The following is a 23,562-nucleotide window of genomic DNA, read 5'->3' as shown; positions in this document are numbered from 1 at the left end:
GCCCGGCCCAGCCCCGGCAGGAGCGGGGCGCCGACCCCACGGGGGCGGCCCCCCGCCTCGGCCTGGCGGTCGGTCAGGTATCGGGTGGCCAGATCGACCAGGTAGAGCAGGGCGGTCACCTCGCGGCCGGCCACCGGCACGCCGAACGGCGCCAGCAGCTCGGCCGCGCCCCGCACGGTCGCCTCGACCGCGTCCTTGGCGTCGGCCGTCTCCTGGATGCGCTTCTGCAGTTCGTGGTGCACGGCGTCGAAGCCCAGCGGCACCCCGGTGGCGAAGCGTTCCCAGTCCCAGACCAGCAGGGCGTCGGCGACGGTGGCCATGTTCCAGGGCGCCCAGTCGCCGTGCCAGGCGCCGTAGCGGAAGACGATGTCGCCCGCCCGCCGCACCAGCAGCTCGGCCGCGGCGGCGAGCCCGATGCCCTCGGGGCGGTCGCCGACCGCCGCGAGCCGCCCGCGCAGTTCGTGCCAGTACGAGCTGCCGGCCAGCGCGCCGGTGGTGTACCCGCAGCACCCGGCCACGTCGAGCATCGCGGCCACCAGGCGCCGGCGGCTCAGCGGGGCCCGGGGCAGCCACACCGGCAGGGCCGACTGCACCAGCACCTCGAGCCCGCGCCACTTGCCGGAGTGCAGCACCCGGGGCACGGTCAGCTTGCTCAGGCCGCTGTTGGCCAGCGAGATGAGCGCCGCCGTCTCGGCCCGCACGAGTTGCTGGGTCAGCGGCCCGGTGCCCAGCTTGCCGAAGCCGAACGTCTCGCCGTCCGGGCTGATCAGCTGCAGCACCGGCTTGCGGTTGGCCCGGGCCGGTCCGATGTGGATGCTGACCGACAGCTCGCGGCCCAGCGCCTCGCTCAGGTGCCCGTCGATGCTCTGCGAGAACGGCCCGGTGACCCGCACCCGGTCGCGCAGCAGCACGTTCGAGGCGCCGGTGCGGACGGCGGCGACCACGGCCTCCCGCTTGAGCCGGGCCATGCGCGACTGCGGTTCGGCGTAACGGCGCACGGCGGCCGCGGCCACCCGCCGCGAGCCCGACGGCACGAGCAGCCGGGGTTTACGCGCGTCCGGGACCACCAGGTACTCGGCGATCGGGGTGCCGGGCGAGCCGTCGGTGCGGCACGGCGGCGGGTAGAGGAGGTCCAGCACCTCGGCCAGGTACCGGGTGCGCAGCTCGGCGTCCTTCGCGGTCAGCTCGGCGGGCGCGGTCCGCACCGGACTCATGTCGTTTCCCCCTCGGTTGAGTTGCGCCAGAGCAGCGCAAACGCCAGGACCATGAAGGCGAGGGGGGTGACCAGCGAGTTGTACCAGAGCATGGCCGAGAACGAGGTGACGATCGCGCCGGACGCCGCCACCCCGATGGCGCTCCGGTCGCGGCGGAAGCGCCACAGCCCGTACGCGAAGAAGCCCAGGTATCCCACCGTGCCCACCGCGCCGTGCGCGAAGAGCAGCTGCCACAACTGGCCGTTGCCGCCCACGGTGAAATTGCCGCAGCGCTCGCAGCCCGCGCTCTCGCCGACCGTGATGGAGTTGCGGCCGCCGAGCGTGTTGCGGGTGCCGCCGTAGCCGATGACCGGCGAGCCCTGGAAGCCGTCGAGGGCACGCTCGATGAGGAACGAGCGCACGCCGTTGGACTTGCCGTTGTCGAGCCGGGCGCCGACGACCGTGCCGAGCGGCGTGGCCACCAGTGCCACGAACAGCATGGCCGAGGCCACCGCGACGGCGCCCACGATCCACAGCTTCCCGGCCAGCACGTAGCGGATGGCCACGTAGACGACCAGCACGCCGACGCCGATCCAGAGGCCGCGGTTGAGCGAGAACACGGCGGGCGCGACCGAGACGACCAGGCAGACGACGGCCCAGAACTTGGCCCGGCCCCGGCCGTACTGCCAGGCGGCCACCACGAGCCAGCCGGCCAGCAGGCAGAAGTTGTTGCCCCAGGTGTTCGTGTAGCCCCACGGCGCGGCCGGCCGCGGCTGGTTGTCGCCGACGATGTCCATGATCTGCGCGGCGTACGGGTGCACCAGCGACTGGACAAAACCCTTGTTCCGTACGCTGCCCGGCAGCAGCCACTCGACGGGCGACGTGAACTCGAAGTTCCCGGCCACCATCCCGAGCAGCCCACCCAGGACGGTCACCACGAACAGCCAGCCGAGCAGCTTGACCAGCCGGCGCTTGGGCAGTTCGGCCTCGGTCAGGTTGCCCGCGTAGACCAGCAGCACGGTCAGCGACGCGTACATCAGGGCCTTGTAACCGGCCGGCAGCAGGCGGCCCGTGGCGTGCCCGGCCACCGTGCCCGCCGGGTCGGCCCCGAGCGCGCCGATGCTGACCACCACGGCCACCAGGAAGACGACCCACCACACGAAGCCGGGCGGCATGTGCAGGGGGCGGCCCGCGGCGCGCCGGCGGATCAGCAGGAACAGCATCGGCACGGCCATCAGCGCGAAGATCAGCACGCCGAGGCCGAGCGCCCACCAGATCGGATAGAAGGCCAGGATGCTCGCCACCGGCCAGGCCGGCAGGGTCAGGTTCTTGCGCGCGATGTGAGCCGGGCCGCCGGCGAGGGCCGGAGCCAGCGACACCTCTGTCACTTCGTGTCGCCGTCCTGCTTCTCGATCTTGTCCGCCACGCCCGACATGTCGATCACCGCGGTGATCTCCTCGGCGCTGTCGGCGATCCGCTGCCGCACCTGCTGGGCGGCGGCCTTCTCGCTGCTGGTGACGGTGTTCGTCGGGAACCGCTTGGGCTGCATCAGGTCACGGTCGAGGACGGCCGTCTCGTCCGGCCGGGGGGACGGCTTGGCCGGCGACGGCGGGGTCAGGGTCACCGCGGGGCCGGTCGGCTCGGGGACGCGCAGGTTGGTCAGGCGGGGCAGGACGACGGCGCCCAGCAGCGGGGTGCCGACCCGGCGCAGCTGCTCGGCCGCGTCGAGCAGGGCGGGGCGGCGGGCGCGGCGCAGCTCGACGGCCAGGATCGCGGCGTCGGCCAGGCTGGCCAGGCTCTGCGCGTCGGCGCTGCTGGCCGTGGACGGCGCCTCGATCACTACGTAGCCGCCCTGGCGGCGCAGCGCCTCCAGGGTGTCGCGCAGCCGCTGCGACTGCATGAGCCCGGCCGCGGTGGCCGCGCCGCCGGTGGTGATGACCCGCAGCGACGGGATGCGCGGGGTGCGCTGCAGGGCGCGGGCCAGGCCGACCCGGCCCGCCAGCAGGTCGGACAGGCCGGGCACGGCGGCCACGCCGAGCATGCGGGCCAGCGGGGCGGCGTCGACCACGCTGTCCGGCAGGTGGGCGCCGATCAGCACGACGTCGCTGCCGGTGCGGGCCAGGGCGGCGGCCAGGTTGGCCGCGACGAGGGTGCTGGCGGATCCGCGGCTGGCCCCGGTGACCACGATGACCTGGTCGCCCTGGGGCAGGGTGGCCAGCACCTCGTTGCGCAGCCGGTTGAAGACCCGGCCGCCGGCGCCGTAGGGCTGCAGGACGTCGTCGAAGTGCGGGGTGGTGCGCTCGTCGAGGGCGGCCAGCACGTGCATGCGGCCCCGGTCGCGCACGTCGGCGGCGGTGCGCAGGCGGCGGTCGAACCGTTCCCGTACGAAGGCCAGGCCCAGCCCCAGCAGCAGGCCGATCATGCCGCCGGTGGCCAGGTTGATCATCGGGTTGGGGCTGATCGGCGTGTCCGGCAGACGGGCGTCGTCGATGATGCTGCCCGCGCCGATCGTGGTCGTGGTCAGCTCGTTGAGCTTGCCGGTCATGCCGTTGAGCTGGTTCTGCGAGTTCTGCCGCAGGCTCATCAGGTTGCTCTCGTCCGAGCTGCCCCGGGTCGCGCGGGCGAGGCGGGCGTTGATCCCGCCGAGCGTGGTGGTGAGCTGCCGGATCTTGGCCGACAGCGTCTTGATCTGCTGGTTGAGGCCGTTCTGGGCGGTCTCCTCGCGGTTGCGCAGGTACGCCTCGGCGAACGCGTGCGAGCCGGCCTGAGCCTCCTCGGGCGTGCCGGCCTGGAACGTGACCATGAGGACCGTGGTGTTGGGCGGCACCTCGACCGACACGCTCCGGGCCAGCTCGACCGGGGAGCGAGGGCTGCGCAGCAGGGCGGCGGCCTTGGCCGCGACGGTGCCCGAGCCGACCAGCTGGGCCTCGGTGTCCAGGTTGACCATGCCCTTGGTGCGGCCGCCCTGAGCGTTGGTGTCCTGGTCGACGGCCTGCACGAGCACGGCGGTGGAGGACTGGTAGACCTTCGGCATGGCCGAGGTCAGGGCGGCGCCCCCGCCCAGCCCGGCGCCCGTCGCCAGCAGCGCGATCCACCAGTGGCGGCGAAACACGCCGAGATAATGCGAGACGTCGGCCGGGCGAGACGCTTCCATCGGTTGGCGGCCCTTTCGGGGATGGAGTGAGAAGATTTATGACAATCGGGCGTTTCGCCCCCGGAGGGGTAAACGGCTCACTCCCGCCAACGTGATGGCTTACTGCATTTTCGGCTCCACCCAACCGTGCTCAATGAGATACGCGACGACCATTTCGATCGCCTCGGGAACCGTGATGGTCGTGGTGTCGATCGTCAATTCGGCGTCGGCCGGCTCCTCGTACGGGTCGTCGATGCCGGTCATGCCCCGCAGCTGCCCGGCCCGGGCCCGGGCGTACAGGCCCTTGCGGTCGCGCTGCTCGCACACCTCGAGCGGAGTGTTGACGTGCACCAGCACGAAGCCGGCGCCCGCCTCGACGGCCATGGCCCGCACGGCCGCCCGCGCGCTCTCGTACGGGGCGATCGGGCACGCCACGGCCATGCCCCGGTGCCGGCCCACCTCGGCCGCCACCCAGCCGATCCGGCGCACGTTGGCGTCCCGGTCGGCCTTGCTGAAGCCCAGCCCGGCCGAGAGCTCGCGCCGCACGACGTCGCCGTCGAGCAGGGTGATCGTGCGCTCGCCGGTCTCGCGCAGCGAATCGGCCAGCCCGCGGGCGATCGTCGACTTGCCCGAGCCCGAGAAGCCGGTGAAGAAGACGACCAGGCCGCGGTGGCGGCGCGGCGGACGGGCCCGCACCAGCTCTTTGGCCACGGCCGGGGGCGTGTGCCACTCGGGCAGCGGGAAGCCCCGGTCGAGCAGGTCGTCGACCTCGGCCGGGGTCATGGCCAGACGGCGGTTGCGGGGCGGGATGTCGTCGCGTCCGCGCCACTGGCCGTCGCGATTGTCGTACGCGAGATCGCGTGGCACGAGCACCCGGACGTTGCCGCCGGACAGCATGTCGCCCGTGGACAGCACGTGGGTCACGCCGTACGAACCGGCCACCCGGGCCCGCAGCAGGGCGTCGCGCATCTCGTCGCCGCGGGTCAGCAGCGGGACGGCGACGATCGTGGCCGGGGGCATCCGGTCGCGGGCCGCGAAGACCGCCCGCACCAGCGCCTCGGGCGGCAGGCCGTCGGGGCCGGGCCCGCTCACCGGGATCATGATCAGCAGGTGGGCGCCCAGCGTGCGGGCCGCGTGGGCGATCTGAGCCAGCTGCGGGCGGTGCAGCGGCCGGTCGGCGATCACGCCGAGCACCCGGCCCGGTGGCAGCAGGGCGCGGACCTCTTCGGGCGTGCGGCGCAGGCGCTGAAACGGGCCGTGGCCGCCGTCGCCCATGGGCCGCACCACGCCACCCACGCCGTAGCGGCGCTCCGCGGTCGGCCAGGAGTCGTTCACCTCGAGCGCGGCCACCGGCGCGCCCTCGGGGTCGGTCAGGATCACCGTGCGGTGCAGCGGGTCCTCCAGGACCAGCCGCGTGGCGATCTCGTCGGGGATCTCCAAGGTGACCGCGACCGGCCACGGGGTTCCGTCGGCGAGCCGCCCCCGCCGCCGCAGCGCGTTGAGGTCGGCGCGACCCAGGAACCCGGTCAGCGGCGCGTAGGCGCCGGACAGCAGGAGTTCCAGATCCGCCAGCTCATGCGGGTGCGGGGTGTACGACGGGGCGTCGCGCAGCACGTCCTCGGGCAGCACCGAACCATTCACTTCCGTATCCCCCTGCGGCCGATTAGGGGACAGTTTCTCAGCCCCGCCGATCGCGGTCGAGACGGGTCTCCCTCCGGCAATTCCCGCCCGGTATTAGACAAAACGGACCTTTGTCACAATACTGGCTGATCGTGAGTCGTCGTCCCCGCCGTAACCGGCTAGTTCAAGTAGCAGCCGTTCCCACCGCGCTTGCCCTTACCGTCGCCGCCACCTTGGCCTGGGCCTGGACCGGGGGCGTGAGCGAGATCAGTCTGCCGGTGGAGATGTCGGGTGACCCGACGGTCACCACGCCCGGCCTGGCGCCGCCGGTCGGGCAGCCCGGCACTCCGGACGCCCTCGCCCCGGCCTGGCGCTCGTCGTCGGCGCCCGGGTCGTCGGCGACGCCCGGCGCGTCCTCGGCCGCGGCCTCCTCGGCGGCGTCGGCGTCAGCATCGGCGTCGGCCGCAGCCGCGCGGGTGGGCGGTGTGGCCTTGCCGCCCACGGCGATCTCCAGCGCGCCGGGCGAACCATCCGTCTTGGCCCGCCGGGCCCCGGCCGTCGCGGCCGGTTCCGTGACCGACGTGCAGCCGAGCCGGTCCCGGCACTGCTACACCGGGCACAACCTGGTGCCCACCTGCGGAATCCTGTGGGGCGTGGCCCCGGGCGCGCACACCGAGAGCCGCGGCCCCTCGGCCCTGGCCCGCTTCGAGCGCAAGACCGGCCGGCACCAGGCGATCTACCACGCCTACCACGGCGGCACGCGGCAGCTCTTCCCGACCGAGCAGGAGATCAGGATCGCGCACCAGCCCGGGCAGCGGCGCATCCTCTTCCTGAACTGGAAGCCCGAGTCGGCCTCCTGGGCCAAGATCGCCAAGGGGGACCGGAGGACCGACGCGTTCCTCGACCGGCTCGCCGTGCACATCAAGAAGAACTTCCCCGAGCAGTTCTTCTTCGCCGTGCACCACGAGGGCGAGAACGACGTCCGCGAGAAGGCCGGATCCGGCTACACCGCGCGCGACTACGCCGCCATGTACCGGCACGTCATCAAGCGGCTGCGGGCCAAGGGGGCCGACAACGTGGTGAGCGTGCTGGTGCACATGACCTACGTGCCGCACGCGCAGAAGAGCTGGTTCAGCCAGATGTACCCGGGCGACGACGTGGTCGACTGGATCGGGCTCGACACGTACGCCTACAGCGACCCCGGCTACGGCCACGGCCAGTTCTCCGAGGTCTTCAACCGCCGGCTCGAGGGCAAGCGGGCCTGGCCCGGCTTCTACAACTGGGCCTCGCGCAAGCACCCGGGCAAGCCGCTCATGCTGGCCGAGTGGGGTGTCTGGTCGTCCAAGCGCAACCCGCGCTACAAGGCCGAGTTCTACCGCCGCATGGGCAGCGAGATCCGCGAGTTCCCGCGGATCAAGGCGATGGTGCAGTTCGAGACGCCGAGCAACCAGAAGGGTCAGGACTCCTCGGTGGACAGCACGCCGGCCGCCCTGGACGCGTACCGCAAGCTCGGCCGGCTGCCCATCTTCCAGGTCGCGGTCACCCCGCGCCGGTAGGTCAGCGCACCGCTATCCGGGCGCCGGGCGAGGAGAACGACTCGTGCAGCACCACCGACACGAGAGAGGTCTTCGCCGGCACGTCGAAGACCAGCGTTCCCTTGACCTGGGCGCCCGGATTGATCTGATCGAGGAAGTTCTGGGCGTCGGTGTTGACGAACACCTCGGCCTGCATGTCGGTCTCGAACTCGTTGCCGGCCGCGTCGTACGCCTTCTGGGACGTGCTGTCGAAGTACTCGGGTGTCGTCCCGCCGTTCTTCACCAGCACGTCGACCAGGCAGTAGGAGCCCTCGGGCTCGAGGTCGACGAACTCGTCGCCCACCTTGGGCACCCCGCAGCGCACGCCCGAGATGGTGAAGACGAACTCCCCGTCCGCGACCGGCTTGTTGAGCTCGCCGCCGGCCGTCGTCACGATCGGCTGGTCGTCGTCCCGGTCGCGCAGCACGAAGTACCACACGCCACCCGCGGCCAGCAGCACGACCAGAACGCCGGCCACCCAGGGCCATCGGCTGGGCCTCGGGTGAGCCGGCGTTCCGTCGTCAACGATCGGTGCCTGCGCGGGCTGTGTCATGAGGGGAATCCAAGCCATCCCCGTCACTGTCCGCAGCAGGCCGATCGGCCAGAAGTGAGTAAGGCTTCTAGCTGGTTTCGCCCGCAACGCTGAACGAGCCCAGCCGGTTGATGGCGTAGATCGTGCCGCCGAGGGCGAAGATCACGCTCATCACCACGGCCACCGGCACCGAGACCTTGCCGTCGAGCATGCCGGTCGGCGCGATCTTGTCGGCGATCGTGATGACGTACTGCTCGATCGAGAGCACCCGGGTGCCGCTGACGAACCGGCCCAGCAGGCCCTCCCAGACCAGGATGTACGCCAGCCCGAGCAGCACCGGGCGCCGGGAGAGCAGGCTGAGGAGCAGGAAGAGCGCCGAGTACGCGATGGCGCCGGCCACCGCGCCGACCACCAGGGCCAGACCGAACCGCACGGAATTGGCCAGCGCCCCCACCACGAACAGCGGCACGGCGGCGGTGACCGCGCTGACCCCGGCCGCCACCAGCAGCTTGGCCAGGATGATGTCGCGGCGGGCCAGCGGCTTGGTCAGGATGTGCACGATCGTGCCTTCGTCGACCTCGGAGCCGAGCACGCCGGTGCCGACGATCAGCGAGATGACCGGCAGCACGACGGCCAGGCCGAGCCCGACCACGACCGGCTGCCCCCACTGGTCGGGGCTCACGTCGTACGCCTTGCAGATCACGGCCAGACCGATCAGCAGCAACGGCAGGGGCAGCAGCATCAGCACCCGGCGGCGGCCGAACAGCCCGCGCGCGGTGATGTAGGCGACCGTGGACATCATGCCTCCAGCAGGTAGGAGAAGACGCTCTCCAGGGACTCGTCGGACGGCAGCAGTTTGCGCAGCCGGATGCCCTGGTCGAGGGCGATGCGGGGCAGCACGCGGGTGAAACTGCCGTAGTCGGACGCGCGTACGGTCAAGCCGTCCGCCTCGACCTCGATGCCGCTGACCGACTTCTCGCCGATCAGCGCGATCGCGAGGCGGCGGTCGTCGGAGCTCTGCACGGCGAACACGTGCGGCCGGTTGGTCATCAGCCGCCGGATCCGCCGGTAGTCGCCCGAGGCGGCCAGCCGGCCGGCCACGATCACCTGCACCAGCCCGGACAGCTGCTCGACCTCTTCCAGGATGTGCGAGCTGAACAGGATGGTGTGGCCCTCGTCGCCCAGCTTGTGCAGCAGTTCCATCATGTGCACGCGCTGGCGGGGGTCCATGCCGTTGAACGGCTCGTCGAGCAGCAGCACCTGCGGCTCGTGCACGAGCGAGGCGGCGACCCGGGTGCGCTGCCGCATCCCCTTGCTGAAGGTGCCGATCCGCCTGTCCTGCGCGCTGGTCATCTCGACCATCTCGAGGGCCCGGCGGGTGGCCGCGGCCGGGTCGGGCAGCTTCTGCATCTTGGCGCAGGCCAGCACGAACTCGTACGCGGTGAGGAAACCGTGCACCGCCTCGCGCTCGGCGACCAGGCCCAGCGTGCGGTAGATCCCCGGGTTGCGCCAGGTCGGCGAGTTGTCGATGGTGACCGTGCCCTTCGACGGGGCGAGGAAGCCGGCCATCATGTGCAGCACCGTGGTCTTGCCGGCCCCGTTCGGGCCGAGCAGGCCGGTCACGCCGGGCTGCAGGGTCATGCTGATGTCGTTGACCGCCACGACGTTGCCGTACCAGCGGGAGACGTTCTCGAGTTGGACGACGCTCACAGCGAGGCCACCTTCCGGTAGCGGGCCAGCAACAGCAGCATGGCCGCGACGACGAGGCAGAACAGCTCGATCCCGTAGATCACGCCGAAGTCGCCGACGTCCAGGCCGAGGTCGTTCTTGCCGCGCAGCCAGGACTGCACGCCGGTGAGCAGCGACATCGGGCTGGCCAGGCCGGCCAGGTGCTGGGCGGTGGACGAGGGCAGGATGCTCAGCACGCCGACGATGGGCGCCGTCATCAGGAAGAACGCGACGATGCCGCCGGCCGCGAACGCGCGCTTGCCGGTGACCGAGGCGATGAGCAGGCTGATCGAGGCGAACAGCACGGCCCAGAGCAGGCTGTAGCCCCAGCCCGGCAGCAGGTCGAGGAATTCGTTCCACACCCCGGAGGCGCCGTTCTTGGTGGTGAACGCCCCGCCCAGGAACATGATCAGCTGCGGCACGCCGAGCAGCAGGAACACCGCGGTGGCCAGGGCGACGAACTTGGCCCCGATGTAGTCGAAGGCCCGCAGCGGACGGCTGAAGTAGAGCGGCAGGACGCCGGAGCGCATGTCGCGCGAGACCAGCTCGGGCGCCACGATCGCCACGAAGAAGATGACCAGCCAGCTCATCGTGTCGTCGAACGAGAAGTAGTCGAACAGGATGATGTTGGCCTGGGCCTTCACCGCCGCGTTGATCACCGCGACCAGCAGGACGATGCCGGCCACCAGCCACGGGAAGATCTTGGCCTTGGCCGAGCGGCCCAGCCCGAACGAGGCGCGCAGCCCGTGCTGGTAGATGGCTCCGAACACCGCGGTGCGGCCCAGGCGCGGGCCCTCGTACCGCTGATATCCGATGTCATGGATGACGCCGGCGTCAGACATCGGCCGTCTCCTTCGCGGTGAAGAGCTCGGCCACCCGGTGGCGTCGCTGGTCGAGGCGGTGCAGGGGCAGGTCGAGCTCGGCCACGGCGCGCAGGATCGCGTCGTAGTCGGACTCCGCCGTGAGCGGCACGAGCAGCAGCCGGCCCTCGCGGCTCACCGTGAGCTGAAGCTGGGTCAGCGCCTCGGCCAGTTCGTCGGTGCCCTCGCTGACCTCGACCGCCAGCACGTCGGAGGCGCCCGTCATCGCCGAGATCCGGTCGGCCCGCAGCAGGCGGCCGCCCTCGATCGCGATCAGCGAGTCACAGATGCGCTCCACCTCGCCCAGCAGGTGCGAGCAGACGACGACCGAGATGCCGAACTCGTTGCCGATGCGGTGCACCAGGTTGAGCATGGCGTCGCGGCCGGCCGGGTCGAGGCCGTTGGTGGGCTCGTCGAGCAGCAGCAGGTCGGGGTCGTGGACCAGGGCCTGAGCCAGCTTGACGCGCTGCTTCATGCCGGTCGAGTAGCCGCCGATCTGGCGGTACCTCTCCTCGTAGAGCCCGACGTGGCGCAGCGCCTCGGAGGCCCGCTCGCGCGCGGCCGTCCTCGGCAGCCCGCTGAGCCGGCCCAGGTGCGTCACGAACTCGGCCGCCGACACGTCGGGCGGAAGGCAGTCGTTCTCCGGCATGTAGCCGACCCGCGCCCGCACCTGGTCGGTCTCGGTCACCGGGTCGAGCCCGAACACCCGCACGTCCCCACTGGTGGGCGCCGTCAACCCCAGCATGATTTTGATGAACGTGCTCTTGCCGGCCCCGTTGGCGCCGACCAGCCCGATCACGCCCGCCTCGACGTCGACGGTGAGCTCGCTGAGGGCAGTCACCCCGCCGTTGTACGTCTTCGTGAGCGACTGAGTCGCGATGATGGTCACGGCACTCAGCCTAGGAAGGGCACGCACCCAGGCGGATCCGGCTAAACCCTGAGACACCCTCAGGCTCTCTCAGCCCGCTCTCAGCTTTCCGGGCCCGCACCCTCCCGCCGGTCGGCGCGTTGGTCCAGGCATGAGACTCACGTCTATGTGGCCGGGAGGGGTCTTCCTGTCCTTCGGCCTATGGTTCGACCGGGCCGGGGCCGAACCCGCGGCGGCCGCGGTGGGCGACGTCCTGGAGGAGCAGGGCGGAACCTTGAGCGGGGCGATGTTCCACGGCCCGCCCGGGCTCTGGTTCTCGCGGGTCCCCGAGGCGCCCAACATCGCGTACGCCGGTGGACGGTCGGCCCGTGACGTCCGGCGCAGCCTACGCGACGGTGGCGCGTACCGGGTCGCCATGAATTTGCCCGGCGTGGGACCGGCCGCCATCTCGTACGAGCCGACGCCGGGTGAGCCGGCGCCCGCCGAGCGGCACCCGGTCACCGTCACGGTCGAGGCGGGCGCGCTGGCCCTGCCCCGCTCGCTCTGGAACGAGCAGGAACAGGCGGCCGCCGAGGACCGACAGGCGGCCATCCTGCATTACTTGGAAGCCTGCTGCACGGCGCTCGACCCCGCCTACGCCGTGCTGCACTCCGAGGACGCCACCCCGACCCCGACGGCACTGGCCACCGGCCGCCGGCTCGGCATCGACGTCTACGTCTCACGCCGCCTGGGCCACCGCCTGACCGAGGTGGCCCGGCTCTCCGAGACCCGCGAGTGGTCCACCGGCACGTTCTACTCCGGCTGGTTCCTGGCCCAGACGGCCAACCGCGAGGCGCTGCTCGCCGCCTGGGCCCGGCCCTCCCTGGTGATCGGCCGCCACCTGGTCGACAGCGCCCGAGCCCGAGCCGCCTGACGACGACCAATGCGTGCACGTGCGCCCCGAGCCTGGTGGGAAGGCCCGAGGCGCACGTGGGTCTCGCTCCCTAGGCGCGGATCCGGTTGCGCAGGTAGACGCCGGATTCGGTCAGGACGCCTGTGCCCGCGTAGGTCGAGCCGCCGCAGGTGTTGGGCTTGAAGGCGGCGCTGCTCTCGCCGGCGTCGGAGTACGTCCAGTTGGCGTAGCTGATCTGCAGGCGGTCGAGCAGGTCGAGCCACGTGCCGGTGCTGGCCAGGTCGACCTGGCCGCCGCCGGTGGCGGTCACGGTGCCGAACTCGGTGACGAACAGCGGCAGCGAGGCGGCCGCGCGCTGCACCTCGGCCCGGTAGTTGTCCTTGTGCGAGGCGGCGTAGAAGTGGAACGCGTACATGATGTTGGACGCGTTGACCGGGTTGGCCGTGATCTCGCTCGAGCTCGAGCCGTCCGAGACGCCGAGCGAGGACCAGCCGCGGGTGCCGACGATGATCACGGCGTCCGGGTCGTTGGCCCGGATGACCGGGATGACCTGCTCGGCGTAGCTCTTGATGCCGGCCCAGCTGACGCCGTTGGGCTCGTTGGCGATCTCGTAGATGACGTTGTTCTTGGCCGCGTGCCGGGCCGACACCTCGGCGAAGAACGTCTTGGCCCGGGCCAGGTTGTAGTTCGGGTCACCGGGGGTCAGCGTGTGGAAGTCGATGATGGAGTACAGGCCGCGCTGGGTGGCCTTCTCGACCAGGCTGTTGACCTGCGCGGTGAAGCCGGCCGGGTTGGTCTCGTAGCCGCCCTCCTGCACGTACATCGAGACCCGCAGCAGGTCGGCCTTCCAGTCGGTGGCCAGCGCGTCGATCGAAGCGTCGTTGTAGCAGTCGGCGAACCACTGCAGGCCGTGCGTGCTCATGCCCTGCAACTGCACCGGCTGACCGGCCTGGTTGCACAGCTTCACACCGCACACCCGCAGCTGACCGTTCCTCGCGACCGGAGTGGTGCCGGTCGGCGGAGTGGTGGTCGGGGGCGGGGTGGTCACCGGCGGCGTGGTGGCCGGCGGCGTGGTGACCGGCGGAGTCGTCACGGGCGGGGTGCTCGGGCTGCTCGGGAAGGTCGGTCGCCCGGTGCCGTTGGCGATGAAGCCGAACGAGGTCGTCGCGCCCGCGGTCAGGGTCGCGTTCCAGCCGGCCGGCGTGAACGTGTAGGTCGAGCCCGAGACCGACTGCGTGGCGTTCCACGAGTTGACGATCGTGGTGCCGGCGGGCAGGGTGAGCTGCACCCGCCAGGTGTTGATCGTGGACGACGTGTTGTTCCGGACCTCGACCTGGCCCTGGTAACCGGTGCTCCACGAGCTGGTCACCGTGAAGGCGGTCGTTTCCGCGCCGGCCGGCAGGGCGATGACCGTGGCCACCGAGGCGGCGGCGACCGCGACTGCGACGCCGGCGGCAAGTCTCCATCTGCGCATGGGGATAGGGCTCCATCGGGGGAGGGGAAAGGGACGTGGGAGCGCTCCCACGCACCATAGCCGTCTCTCGATGCTGCTGCAAAGAGGAACGGGCCCGGGATCAGATCCCGGGCCCGCCCAAATCGGACCGAATCAGCCGGTGTTACGCATCCCGGCCGCGATGCCGTTGACCGACGTGAGCAGCGCCCGCTCGAGCGCCGTGGAATCCGACGGCACCCGCCGCGCCCCCGGCGCCACCACGGTCTGCCGGTCGGCCTCGCCCGCGTCGCGGTACTGCCGCAGCAGCGCCACCTGCAGGTGGTGCAGCGGCTCGAGGTACGTGTCCCGCACGTCGAGGGTGCGCTTGAGCTCGGGCTGGTTCTCGAGCAGCGAGGAGGTGCCGGTGACGGCCAGGATCTCGCGCACCGTCAGCTCGTACTCCGCCTCGATGGTGGCGAAGATCGGGCGCAGATTCTCCGGCACCAGGGTCTCGACGTACCGCCGGGCGATGGTGAGGTCGGTCTTGGTCAGCATCATCTCGACGTTGGACACGAACGTCTGGAAGAACTGCCAGTTGCCGTACATCTCCTGCAGCGTCTCGGTGTGGCCGGCCTCGCGGGCCGCCTTGAGACCGGTGCCCACGCCGAACCAGCCCGGCACGATCTGCCGCGTCTGGGTCCAGCCGAACACCCACGGGATCGCCCGCAGGCCGCCCAGGCCGGCATCCGTGTTGGGCCGCTTGGCCGGGCGGGAGCCGATGTTGAGCGCGCCCAGCAGTTCGGTCGGGGTGGCCGCCCAGAAGTACGCGGGCAGGTCCGGGTTCTCGACCAGCGAGCGGTACTCCTTGAACGCCGCCTCCGACGCCGTGTCCATAGTGGCGTCCCAGCGGGCCAGCCGCTCGAGGTCGACGGAGGGCGAGGTGTGCAGGAGCGTCGCCTGCAGCACCGCGGCCACGGTGAGCTCCAGGTTTTCCCGGGCCAGGGCGGGCAGCGTGTACTTGTCGCTGATGACCTCGCCCTGCTCGGTCACCTTGATCGCGCCGTCCAGCGTGCCGTACGGCTGAGCCAGGATCGCCTCGTGCGTCGGACCGCCACCACGGCCGACGGTGCCGCCGCGGCCGTGGAAGAGCCGCAGCCGAACGCCGTGCCGGGCCGCCACGTCACGCAGCGAGCGCTGCGCCTTGTGGATGCCCCACTGGCTGGTGGTGATGCCGCCCTCTTTGTTGGAGTCGGAGTAGCCGAGCATGACCTCTTGCACGTCGCCGCGGGCCCGCACGATCTCGCGGTAGGCCGGCAGCGACAGCATCTCGTCGAGTAGATCGCCACCGGCGTCGAGTTCGGCCGGCGTCTCGAGCAGCGGCACGATGTTGACCCGGGCCCGCCCGGTGTGGATGTCGACCAGGCCGGCCTCGCGGGCCAGCACGGCCGCGGCCAGCACGTCGTCCACGCCCAGGGTCATCGAGATGATGTACGTCTCGACCACGTCGGCGCCGAACCTGTCCTGCACCTCGCGGATCGTGTTGAACACGTCGAACGTCTTGCGGGCCGAGTCCGTGAGCGGGGTGTCGGCGCTGCTCAGCGGCCGCCGCCCGGTCAGCTCGGTGGCCAGCAGCTTGGTCCGCTCGGCCCGGTCGAGCGCGGCGTAGTCGTCCACCTCGCCGACCTGTGTGTACATCTGCTGCAGCACCTCGTGGTGCTTCTCGGCGTGCTCGCGCACGTCCAGGGTGGCCAGCTGAAGGCCGAACGCCGACACCGTACGGATGGCCGTGGCCACCACGCCGACGGCGGTCAGCTGTCCCGAGTTGCGGGCCAGCGAGGCCCGGATCAGCTCGAGGTCGCTGATCAGCTCGTCGCTGCCCAGGTAGTCGCGGCCGGGCACGTGGGCGGTGCCGTTGCGCAGCCGGGAGCGGGTGTTGGCCAGCTTCGCCTTGATCGCGCGCACCTTGAGCCGGTAGGGCTCCTCGGCGTTCGTCCGGCGGAACCGCGGCGCCACCTCGGGCAGGTTGTCCAGGTCCTTGGCCAGCGAGGCGGACAGGTCGAGGGAGACCCCGCGCAGCCGCCGCGACACCGAGAGCATGTCGATCAGCTGGTCCATCGCGGCCTCGGTGGCCTGGATGCCGTGCTCGTGCTGGATCATCAGCACGTCGCGGGTGACGGCGGGCGTGACGAACGGGTTGCCGTCGCGGTCGCCGCCGATCCACGAGCCGAAGGTCAGCGGGCGGGCCGTGGGCGCGGTCTCGACGCCGAGCTGGCGCAGCGTCTCGGCCAGGTCGGACAGCACCTGCGGGGCGGCCTCGGCGTACAGGTCCTTGAGGTAGTAGACCGCGTTGCGGGCCTCGTCGGTCGGGTCGGGCCGGTCCAGCCGCAGCTCGTCGGTCTGCCACAGCAGGTCGATGAGCTCGGCGAACTTGCGGGTCGAGGCGGTGGTGTCGGTCGCGCCGTAGAGCACGGCCGCGGAAGCCTCATTGTCGAGCGCGTCGGCCAGCTGGCGCAGCTTCGACAGGATCGAGCGCCGGGCCGCCTCGGTCGGGTGGGCCGTGAAGACCGGACGGACGGCGAGGCGGCGCGCGGCGGCGGCGATCTCGTCGGCCGGCACCCCGCGCTCGGCGATCCGCTTGGCCGCCTGGTCGAGCCAGCCGCCGTCGTGGGCGCGGCGCCGGCGCAGGTCGCGCGACCGGTGCACCTGCTCGGTGATGTTGGCCAGGTGGAAGTAGGTGGAGAACGCGCGGGCCAGCTTGGTGCCGGTCGTGACGTCCATCGCCGCCAGGCGGTCGGCCGCGGCCTGCGGGTCCTGGCGGACCAGGGCGCGGATCTCCTCGACCAGGTCGAGCAGCGGGCGCCCTTCCTGGCGGGCCAGCGTCTGCCCGAGCAGCGTTCCGATGCGCCGGATATCGGCGCGTAGGGCCGCGTCGGGGCCGTCGGGGTCGAGCTGGCCTTGCTGGTCAGTCATCGGGGGCGCTCCTTCGCCTCAAGGTGCTCCAGGACAGCGCTGTCCCGACTTCGCCGATCGTATCGGCGTACCCCCATCCAGGGGGAATTTGAGGTAAGTCTCACCTCCCATCCAACCACCCCGGCCGCCGCCCCTTGAAACGAAGGAGAAGCCTGCTCTTATCTGGCGAGACCCAGGGCGTACGCCGGGAACCATCTGCCCGCGGGCGGCTGACCCGGGGCGCAGGCGCCATCGGACTCCCCGGGACGTTTCACCCACAAGTACGCGTCGACCAACGAGTACCCCGTGCTGAGCGTGGGCACCGGCCCCAGCTTGCGCCCGGCCGGGTTGCACCAGTGCCGGTTCCCCGCCCCACGCTGGGCCGGCCCGTTGCCGTTGCGGCTCGTGTCGACCACGAAGTGCTTGCCCCCGATGGTCCGCGAGACGGCCAGCCCGTACCGCATGTTGTCGGCCGTCGTCTCGAAGTTGGCCACGTTGAGCGCGAACCCGGCCGCCGCCCCCACCCCGGCCGTGCGCAGCGCGGGCCCGATCTCGCCGGCCGGGATCCAGGTCGGGTTGCCCGCGTCGAGATAGATGCGCACCCCGGGCGCCTTGCGCAGCGTCGCGATCGCGTACCGCAGCAGCTCCAGCCGTTCGGTGCGCCGGGCCGGCGACAGGCACCCGCGGACCGCCTGGGCCACCGCGTCCGGTTCGAGCACCACGATGGCGCGATGACCGCGCAGGGCCCCGGCCAGCGCGGTCACCCACCTCCGATAGGCGGCGGCGTCGGCCGCTCCGCCCGCCGAATGACCCGAGCAGTCCCGGTACGGGATGAAGTACAGGCTCAGCACGGGCATCCGCCGGGCCGCCGTGGCCGCCGCGGCCAACCGGCGCGCCCGGTCGGCGTAGCCCGGCCGGTCGTCGGTGAACCAGACCGCGGCCGGCTGGTCGGCGATCCGCCGGATGATCGCCGCCTCGGACTTCTTGCCGGCCCGCTCCAGCGAGCGCACGGCGGTCACCGCGGCGCTGGACGGGTCGACGTAGAGGTGCGGGCTGACCGCCCGGGGCGGCGGCGGGGTCAGCACCTCGGGGTCGCGCTCGCGGGCGCCGGCGGCCACCGCGAGCGTGCCCAGGCCGACCAGCGAGGCCGAGACGAGGACGGAGAGCCGGACGCGCCGGGCCTTCACCGGAGCCGGACCCAACGGGCGACCGACGGCCGCCCTCGATCGTCGAGGAGGAACAGCATGTACCAGCCCGAGGGCGCGACCCCGGCCTGCTTCGGCACGCGCAGGTCGAGGCGGTCGCCGGCCCGGCTCAGGCCGAGCGAGACCGAGCGCTGGTCGGTGTCGGTGGCGTGGGTGACCGAGCTCGGCCGGATCAGCCGGGCCGAGGCCACCCGGGCCGCGTCCGGCGTGCTCACTGCGAAGACGCCACCGCGGGTGATCTCGCCCGGTGCGTGGGTGATCGCGGGCCGCTTGCCCCGGAACAGGTAGGGCGGGCTGTAGACCTCGATGCGCTGCTCGAAAGTGCCCGGCGCCTCGCCCGTACGGTCGTAGAGCGGATCACTGCCCATGGTGATGACCCGGCCGTCGGGCAGCAGGATCGCCTCGGAGTGGTAGTTGCGCCCGACCGTCGACTCGGCCGCCGTGCGGAACGTGTTGGTCGACGGCACATAGAACTGCGCGTTGAACAGGTCGCTTCGCTTCTTCCCGCGGTACGGGCCGCCGCGGTACCCGGACGAGCCCCCGCTGGTGAACACGGTGTCGTCGGGCAGCACCACGGTCGACAGGTAGCGCGCGGGCTCGGGCAGGTCGGGCCCGGGGCGGTAGGCCGGCTTCCGCCCGCGCAGGTCGGCGATGTCGGTGCGCGCGGTCGAGACGGGCGAGTCGCCGACCCCGCCGCCACCGAAGATCATGACTTGCTGGTTCTGGGCCGGCGGCAGCAGGACCGACGTGGCCGTCTCGTTGAGTTCCGGCTGCCGCAGCCCCGGCACGGGCTGGAAGCGGTTGCCGTCCAGGTCCCAGATTCCCGGTGTGCGGCCCTCCTTGTCCGAGCCGTAGCCGCTGTTCGCGCCCGAGTAGAAGAGCCGGCCGTCGGCCATCACGTGGAGGCTGGGATAGGTGGGGAAGTAGCGCTGCAGCCGGGGCGCGGCCGACCAGGTGCGTTTACGTGAGTCGTACACCTCGTTGCGGCCGGGGATGATGCGGCCGAACTCGTCGAGCCCCGACACGGCCAGCACGTCGCCGTCGGTCAGCGTCACCAGCGTCGGGTACCAGCGGTGTTCCTTGAGGTCGCCGGTCTTGTGGTAGCGCTCGGTGCGGGGGTCGAACTCGTACGACGTCTTGTCCCCGCCGTACTCCTGCTTCTCCCGGGTGATCTTGTCGGCCACGCCGTAGACGTTATTGGCGTCGGGGCCGGTCAGACCGGAGATCCGGTATTGCGCACCCTGGCGGACGACGGCGGCGTCACCGGGCCGCACGGCGTCGACCCAGACCTCGGCCTCGCCCGCGGTGACCGCGACGTGCGGGCCGTGCACCACCTTGCGGGCGGCCGGGACGGCGACGCCGGTGCGGCTGACGTACTCGTGCCCGGTCGCCGAGCGGAACTTCGTGCCCTTGGGGAAGACGCGCTGACCGTGATCGGGTGACTCGTTCTTGACCTTCATGACTCCGCCGGCCCGCTTAACGTCCTTCTCGAGCACCTCGTACGACTTGGTGCCGCCCGCGACGAGCAGATTGCCGTTGGGCAGGAAGCTGTGCCCGGCGCAGAACACGTCGGTCGGCGTTTCGACCTCGCTGAATTTCTCCGTACGCGGGTCGTAGAGCACGGTCCGGAAGGTGCCCGCCTCGAACTGCTCCCGGTTGTTGCCGCTGCCCGCCACGATCAGCACCTTGCCCGTGCTCAGCAGCGCGGCGTGGATCGCGTTGACCCGGAATCCGGACGGCACCGGCAGCTTGGCCCAGTGCCCGAACTTCTCCTTGTACGACTGCCGGTTGATCGAGTAGTTGTGCAGCGCCTCGGATCCGGCCGCGAGCACCGGGCGGTTCGCGAACGCGACCACGGCCAGCACCACCACCGCGACGGTTCCGCTGGCCATCCGGCGCGCGAGACTGGGGCGGGGGCGGGGCTTCATGCGGTGAACTCCTCGGGTCCGGTGCGGCGGCGCGCGAGGAACCAGAGCGCCGGCGGGGTCAGGCAGATGAGCAGGTTGAGCGCGGGCCACACGAACATCGCGTTGTCGACGTGCCCGGTCACCTCGGCGACGACCAGCAGCACGACGAAGAACGCCGCCCAGCGCAGGCCGGGCGCGAACGTGGCGAGCCGGTCCGGGCTGGTCGAGTCGCCCTTGGGCGTGACCACGAATCCGGCCCGGCGGCGCAGCACGGCGCCCACAAAGGACGACACGTAGATCGGCGTGGACAGCGTTGACGCCACCATGCCGGTCAGGCCGGACGAGCCGGCTTCTTCATGCGGGCTGGTGTTGTGCCGGCGGTTGAAGACGTACAGCCCGACCTGGAACAGGGCGGCGTCGATGTAGAGCATCAGCCACACCTCCTGCGGCACGTGCACGCCCTGGGCGCCGAGCGCGAGGTAGCAGAATGCGTTCAGCGCACCCAGCAGCCAGGCCAGCGCCGTCAACGGGTAGTACGACATCAACAGGCCATAGTGGAGCGAGCGGCCGAGACCGAGCTTGCGGATCAGGCCGCCGAACTTGCGCAGCACCACCTCGTCGGTGCCGCGCGACCAGCGGTGCTGCTGGGTGAAGTAGTCGGTCCAGGACGAGGGCCCTTCGCCGACCGCCAGCACGTCGGGCGTGTAGACCGAACGCCATTGCGCCGCATGCAGGGCGAGGCTGGTCGCCATGTCCTCGGTGATGGAATCCTGCAGACCGCCGATCGACTTCAGGGCCGAGATGCGTACGGCGTTGTTGGTCCCCACCAGCATGGCGATCCCGCGCCGATTGCCGGCCCGCTGCAGCAGCGAGTGGAACAGGTACTGCTGCGACTCCGCCCACCGTGTGACGAGGTTGTCGTAGTTGCCGTAGATCTGCGGCCCCACCACGAAACCGACCGACGGGTCGCGGAAGTAGCCCAGCAGCCGCTCGCAGAAGTTGGGCAGCGGCACGTGATCCGGGTCGACCGAGACGAAGACGTCGTAGTCGTCGCCGTGCACGTCGACCCAGGCGTTGTAGTTGCCGTGCTTCGTCTTCGCCTTGAAGGCGCCCGACGGCGTGTTGAACTTCTCGATGCCCCGCCGGCTGAAGTGGCGGACGCCCAGCCGCTCGCACATGGCCTTGACCTCAGGGTCGTCGCCCTCGTCGAGAAGCCACACCGCGTACGGGCCGCCGTAGCGCACGTTGCGGGCGGCGCGCAGCGTCCGTTCCACCATGGCCACCGGTTCCTTGCCCGGCACGATCGTGGTCAGGAAGGCCACCCGCGTCGTCGTGTCCGGCACCACCGGCACCGGGTCCCGCGCCCACATCGTGGCCAGGCACAACGTGACCACGTTGACCAGGCGGAACAGCTCGATGGTGGCGGTCGCGCCGATCATCACGACGGCCCCGCCGTACAGCACCGGGCTCAGCCGCCGGTCCGGGATCTCGATCGAGGCGATCAGCCAGCCGAAGAACGTGCTCTCGAAGGCGAACGCGAACAGGGTGATCAGCACGGCGAGCACCGGCCGGCGGCGGGCCAGGCGTTTCATCCGTACGGAATAGGCCTGGTCCTTCGCCGGCGGCGGATCGGCCGGGCCGGCCAGCACGCTGTAGGCGCTGTAGTTGTAGCGCGCCGGCAGCAGCATCGTGGCCGCCTGAAGCGCGGCGCTGACCCGGACCCGGCCGGTGGGGACCTTCTCGCGAACACTGCTCATCAGGCGGACAGGGGCACAGCGGGGCGCACCTTCGGCTGCCGCTGGTCCTTGCGCGTGATCCGGCTGACATTGGCCGGGGTCAGTCGCCAGCGTTCGGGCGTTTCGACCGGCTGCGCCTTGGTGACGAAGTCGTGCCGCGCGGCCGCGAAACCGGAGCGGTCGCCGAACATGTCCCGGCTCATCTCGGCCAGTTCGCGCGCCTCGTACGCCTCGAGCGGGACGCGCTCCGCGGCCAGCCGCTTGGCCTTCGCCTGCCGGCGGCGGCGGGCCGCGCGGGGGTCGCTCTCGCGTTCGGCCAGCGTGGTCAGCCATTGCGCGTACGCCTCGGGGTGGCGCGGCCCGACCTCGTCGACCAGCCCGATCGTGGCCGCCCGCTCGGCGCTGACCGGCAGCCGGTCGTCGACCAGCCGCTGCGCCTCGTCCTCGCCGACCCGCCGGGGCAGGGTGAAAGTGTGCAGCTCCGAGCCGTACAGACCCATGTCGTAGTACGGGTTGAGCACGATCCCGGCCCGGGCGGCCACGATGTCGGCGCCCAGGCCGAGCATCACCCCGCCGGCCCCCGCGCTTCCGGCGTACGCGGCCACGACCACCTGCTTCGTGCAGGTGATGATCTCGCGGCAGACGTCGTTGATGGCCCGGATGGCGGCCCACGCGCTGCCCGCCGGGTCGGCCGACGCCTCGATCACGTTGAGGTGGATGCCGTTGCTGAACGCGTCGGTGCCGCCCCGCAGCACCAGCACCTCGGTGTCTTGCGCGGCCGCGTGCCGCAGCCCGGCCAGCAGGCGCCGGCTGTGCCCGGGGGCCATCGCGCCGTTGTAGAAGTCGAAGGCCAGCCAGCCGATCCGGCCCGACCGGCGATAACGCACCTGGCGGTAGGTCGACGGCGATTCGGGCTCGGTGCCGACAGGCAGGGGCGAATCGGGTACGCCGCGCAGGCGCTTGCCGAGCAAGGTGGTCGCGGGCAGCTTGATCCCGCCCTCGGTGTCGCGCAGATGCCCGATCCACAGGCTGCCGTCGCCGGTGCTCACCCGCACCGCGCCCTGCCGCCGGCTGAGAATCGTGCCCGGTCGCGCCGGCCGGCCGGGACCAGGGACGGCGTCGTAGACGAAGACCGGCCGCCCGGCCAGCTCGGTGCGGACGCCCGGCGAGCCGTCGGCGGCCCGGATCTTGCGCAGGATCCGCGCGGTCGGGTCGGACCAGTCGAACGCGCGGTCGTCCTGCTTCATCAGCGGTCGCGGGCCGGCCCCGGGCGCCTCGGTCGGCGCCTGGTCGGCCGGCACCGGCTGGAAGCTCTTGTCGGCCGCCTTGGCCACCGTCTCGAGCACGCACTCCAGCGCGGCGTCGGCGACCGGCCCGTTGTAGAGCGACGACTTGCGCGGTGGAGCGACCGGCATGGTGAACGTGCGGGTGGCCCAGATCGGCCCGGCGTCCATCTCCTCGACGGCCTGCAGGGCGGTGACGCCCCACGTGCGCGCGCCCTCGGCGATCGCCCAGTCCAGTGAGGACGGACCGCGGTCGCCGACCGGACCGGGGTGGATGATCACCGTCCGCCACTTCTGCCAGATCTCGGCGGGCACCCGGTGCTTGAGGAACGGGCACAGGATCAGCTCGGGGTTGGTGGCCCGCACCGCCTCGATCATCTCGGCCGGACCGGTGGCCAGCTGCACCCCGACGTCGTGCCCGGCCTCGCGCAGCGCGCACCAGACGCGCTGGCTCAAGCCGTTGAACGCCGTAACGAGCAGCAGGATTCGCACGTTGCCTCCCCAGGGAATGCTTTCCGCCGCTGCCCACTATTGCCCCGTTATCGATGCATATGTCGGACGATTTGTGCGTCGCCGAAATTTGTCGGTGGCTCGGACTAAACTTGAGCCCGTACCCCCGCCCCTCTCGGGCGTCTGGGGTTTTTCGACGT

17 protein-coding genes are annotated in these 23,562 nt (G+C 71.4%); 2 read left to right on the top strand and 15 right to left on the bottom strand.

What is annotated here, in order from left to right:
• The 4 genes from OWR29_RS33905 to cysC form a co-directional block, all read right to left on the bottom strand.
• On the bottom strand, positions 1-1,214 hold a 1,214-nt coding region (locus OWR29_RS33905), incomplete at its 3' end, for a hypothetical protein (protein WP_267567461.1).
• On the bottom strand, positions 1,211-2,572 hold the full coding sequence (locus tag OWR29_RS33900; RefSeq protein WP_267567460.1) for a hypothetical protein: 1,362 nt from the start codon (positions 2,570-2,572) through the stop codon (positions 1,211-1,213). The genes OWR29_RS33905 and OWR29_RS33900, both read right to left, overlap by 4 nt.
• Positions 2,573-2,577: 5 nt before the next feature.
• A complete protein-coding gene (locus OWR29_RS33895) occupies positions 2,578-4,305 on the bottom strand; it encodes a GNVR domain-containing protein (protein WP_438872695.1) in 1,728 nt (575 codons plus the stop codon).
• A 141-nt stretch (positions 4,306-4,446) separates the two neighbouring features.
• Positions 4,447-5,967 (bottom strand): adenylyl-sulfate kinase, encoded by a 1,521-nt coding sequence (gene cysC, locus OWR29_RS33890; protein WP_267567458.1) that lies wholly within the window; start codon positions 5,965-5,967, stop codon positions 4,447-4,449.
• A gap of 236 nt (positions 5,968-6,203) precedes the next feature.
• On the opposite strand from cysC, the gene OWR29_RS33885 reads away from it, so the two are divergent.
• Entirely contained in the window at positions 6,204-7,502 is a 1,299-nt protein-coding gene (locus OWR29_RS33885; protein WP_267567457.1) for a glycoside hydrolase family 26 protein, read from the top strand.
• A gap of 1 nt (position 7,503) precedes the next feature.
• Here OWR29_RS33885 and OWR29_RS33880 read toward each other — a convergent pair whose 3' ends face one another.
• From OWR29_RS33880 to OWR29_RS33860, 5 genes are all read right to left on the bottom strand, one after another.
• A complete protein-coding gene (locus OWR29_RS33880) occupies positions 7,504-7,998 on the bottom strand; it encodes a DUF4352 domain-containing protein (protein WP_267567456.1) in 495 nt (164 codons plus the stop codon).
• Between the two features lie 142 nt (positions 7,999-8,140).
• Positions 8,141-8,851 carry an ABC transporter permease gene (locus tag OWR29_RS33875; RefSeq protein ID WP_267567479.1) on the bottom strand — a complete coding sequence of 237 codons (711 nt, stop codon included), beginning with the start codon at positions 8,849-8,851 and terminating at the stop codon, positions 8,141-8,143.
• Entirely contained in the window at positions 8,851-9,762 is a 912-nt protein-coding gene (locus OWR29_RS33870) for an ABC transporter ATP-binding protein (RefSeq protein WP_267567455.1), read from the bottom strand. The genes OWR29_RS33875 and OWR29_RS33870 overlap by 1 nt, the downstream gene beginning before the upstream one ends.
• Positions 9,759-10,622: an ABC transporter permease gene (locus tag OWR29_RS33865; RefSeq protein WP_267567454.1), complete on the bottom strand. Its 864-nt coding sequence runs from the start codon at positions 10,620-10,622 to the stop codon at positions 9,759-9,761. Before OWR29_RS33865 ends, OWR29_RS33870 begins: the two co-directional genes overlap by 4 nt.
• Complete coding sequence (locus OWR29_RS33860) at positions 10,615-11,529, bottom strand: ABC transporter ATP-binding protein (protein WP_267567453.1); 915 nt, start codon at positions 11,527-11,529, stop codon at positions 10,615-10,617. The genes OWR29_RS33865 and OWR29_RS33860 overlap by 8 nt, the downstream gene beginning before the upstream one ends.
• 130 nt (positions 11,530-11,659) lie before the next feature.
• On the opposite strand from OWR29_RS33860, the gene OWR29_RS33855 reads away from it, so the two are divergent.
• Positions 11,660-12,421, top strand: coding sequence for a hypothetical protein (locus OWR29_RS33855; protein WP_267567452.1), 762 nt, complete (start codon positions 11,660-11,662; stop codon positions 12,419-12,421).
• 70 nt (positions 12,422-12,491) lie between these two features.
• On the opposite strand, the gene OWR29_RS33850 is transcribed toward OWR29_RS33855, so the two are convergent.
• The 6 genes from OWR29_RS33850 to OWR29_RS33825 all read right to left on the bottom strand — a co-directional run bounded on the left by OWR29_RS33850 (position 12,492) and on the right by OWR29_RS33825 (position 23,404).
• Positions 12,492-13,874 carry a cellulase family glycosylhydrolase gene (locus tag OWR29_RS33850; protein ID WP_267567451.1) on the bottom strand — a complete coding sequence of 461 codons (1,383 nt, stop codon included), beginning with the start codon at positions 13,872-13,874 and terminating at the stop codon, positions 12,492-12,494.
• Between the two features lie 132 nt (positions 13,875-14,006).
• On the bottom strand, positions 14,007-16,802 hold the full coding sequence (gene ppc / locus OWR29_RS33845; RefSeq protein WP_267567450.1) for a phosphoenolpyruvate carboxylase: 2,796 nt from the start codon (positions 16,800-16,802) through the stop codon (positions 14,007-14,009).
• A 158-nt stretch (positions 16,803-16,960) separates the two neighbouring features.
• On the bottom strand, positions 16,961-17,968 hold the full coding sequence (locus tag OWR29_RS33840; RefSeq protein WP_267567449.1) for a glycoside hydrolase family 6 protein: 1,008 nt from the start codon (positions 17,966-17,968) through the stop codon (positions 16,961-16,963).
• The gene (gene glxA / locus OWR29_RS33835) at positions 17,965-19,914 is read right to left on the bottom strand and encodes a radical copper oxidase GlxA (RefSeq protein WP_267567448.1); all 1,950 of its coding nucleotides are present in this window, start codon (positions 19,912-19,914) and stop codon (positions 17,965-17,967) included. Before glxA ends, OWR29_RS33840 begins: the two co-directional genes overlap by 4 nt.
• The gene (locus OWR29_RS33830) at positions 19,911-21,650 is read right to left on the bottom strand and encodes a glycosyltransferase family 2 protein (RefSeq protein ID WP_267567447.1); all 1,740 of its coding nucleotides are present in this window, start codon (positions 21,648-21,650) and stop codon (positions 19,911-19,913) included. The genes glxA and OWR29_RS33830 overlap by 4 nt, the downstream gene beginning before the upstream one ends.
• Entirely contained in the window at positions 21,650-23,404 is a 1,755-nt protein-coding gene (locus OWR29_RS33825; RefSeq protein WP_267567446.1) for a hydrogenase maturation protein, read from the bottom strand. Before OWR29_RS33825 ends, OWR29_RS33830 begins: the two co-directional genes overlap by 1 nt.
• Positions 23,405-23,562 lie beyond the last annotated feature (158 nt).

Source organism: Paractinoplanes pyxinae (assembly GCF_026626335.1).
Classification (GTDB): Bacteria; Actinomycetota; Actinomycetes; order Mycobacteriales; family Micromonosporaceae; genus Actinoplanes; species Actinoplanes pyxinae.
Note: the sequence above shows the minus strand (reverse complement) of the source record. Positions and strands in the feature narration are given on the sequence as shown.

Excerpts from the sequence above, each read along its gene's own strand:
- OWR29_RS33855 (WP_267567452.1), top strand. The coding sequence starts at position 11,660 with ATGAGACTCACGTCTATGTGGCCGGGAGGGGTCTTCCTGTCCTTCGGC.
- OWR29_RS33875 (WP_267567479.1), bottom strand. The coding sequence starts at position 8,851 with ATGTCCACGGTCGCCTACATCACCGCGCGCGGGCTGTTCGGCCGCCGC.
- ppc (WP_267567450.1), bottom strand. The coding sequence starts at position 16,802 with ATGACTGACCAGCAAGGCCAGCTCGACCCCGACGGCCCCGACGCGGCC.
- OWR29_RS33830 (WP_267567447.1), bottom strand. The coding sequence starts at position 21,650 with ATGAGCAGTGTTCGCGAGAAGGTCCCCACCGGCCGGGTCCGGGTCAGC.
- OWR29_RS33865 (WP_267567454.1), bottom strand. The coding sequence starts at position 10,622 with ATGTCTGACGCCGGCGTCATCCATGACATCGGATATCAGCGGTACGAG.
- glxA (WP_267567448.1), bottom strand. The coding sequence starts at position 19,914 with ATGAAGCCCCGCCCCCGCCCCAGTCTCGCGCGCCGGATGGCCAGCGGA.
- OWR29_RS33850 (WP_267567451.1), bottom strand. The coding sequence starts at position 13,874 with ATGCGCAGATGGAGACTTGCCGCCGGCGTCGCAGTCGCGGTCGCCGCC.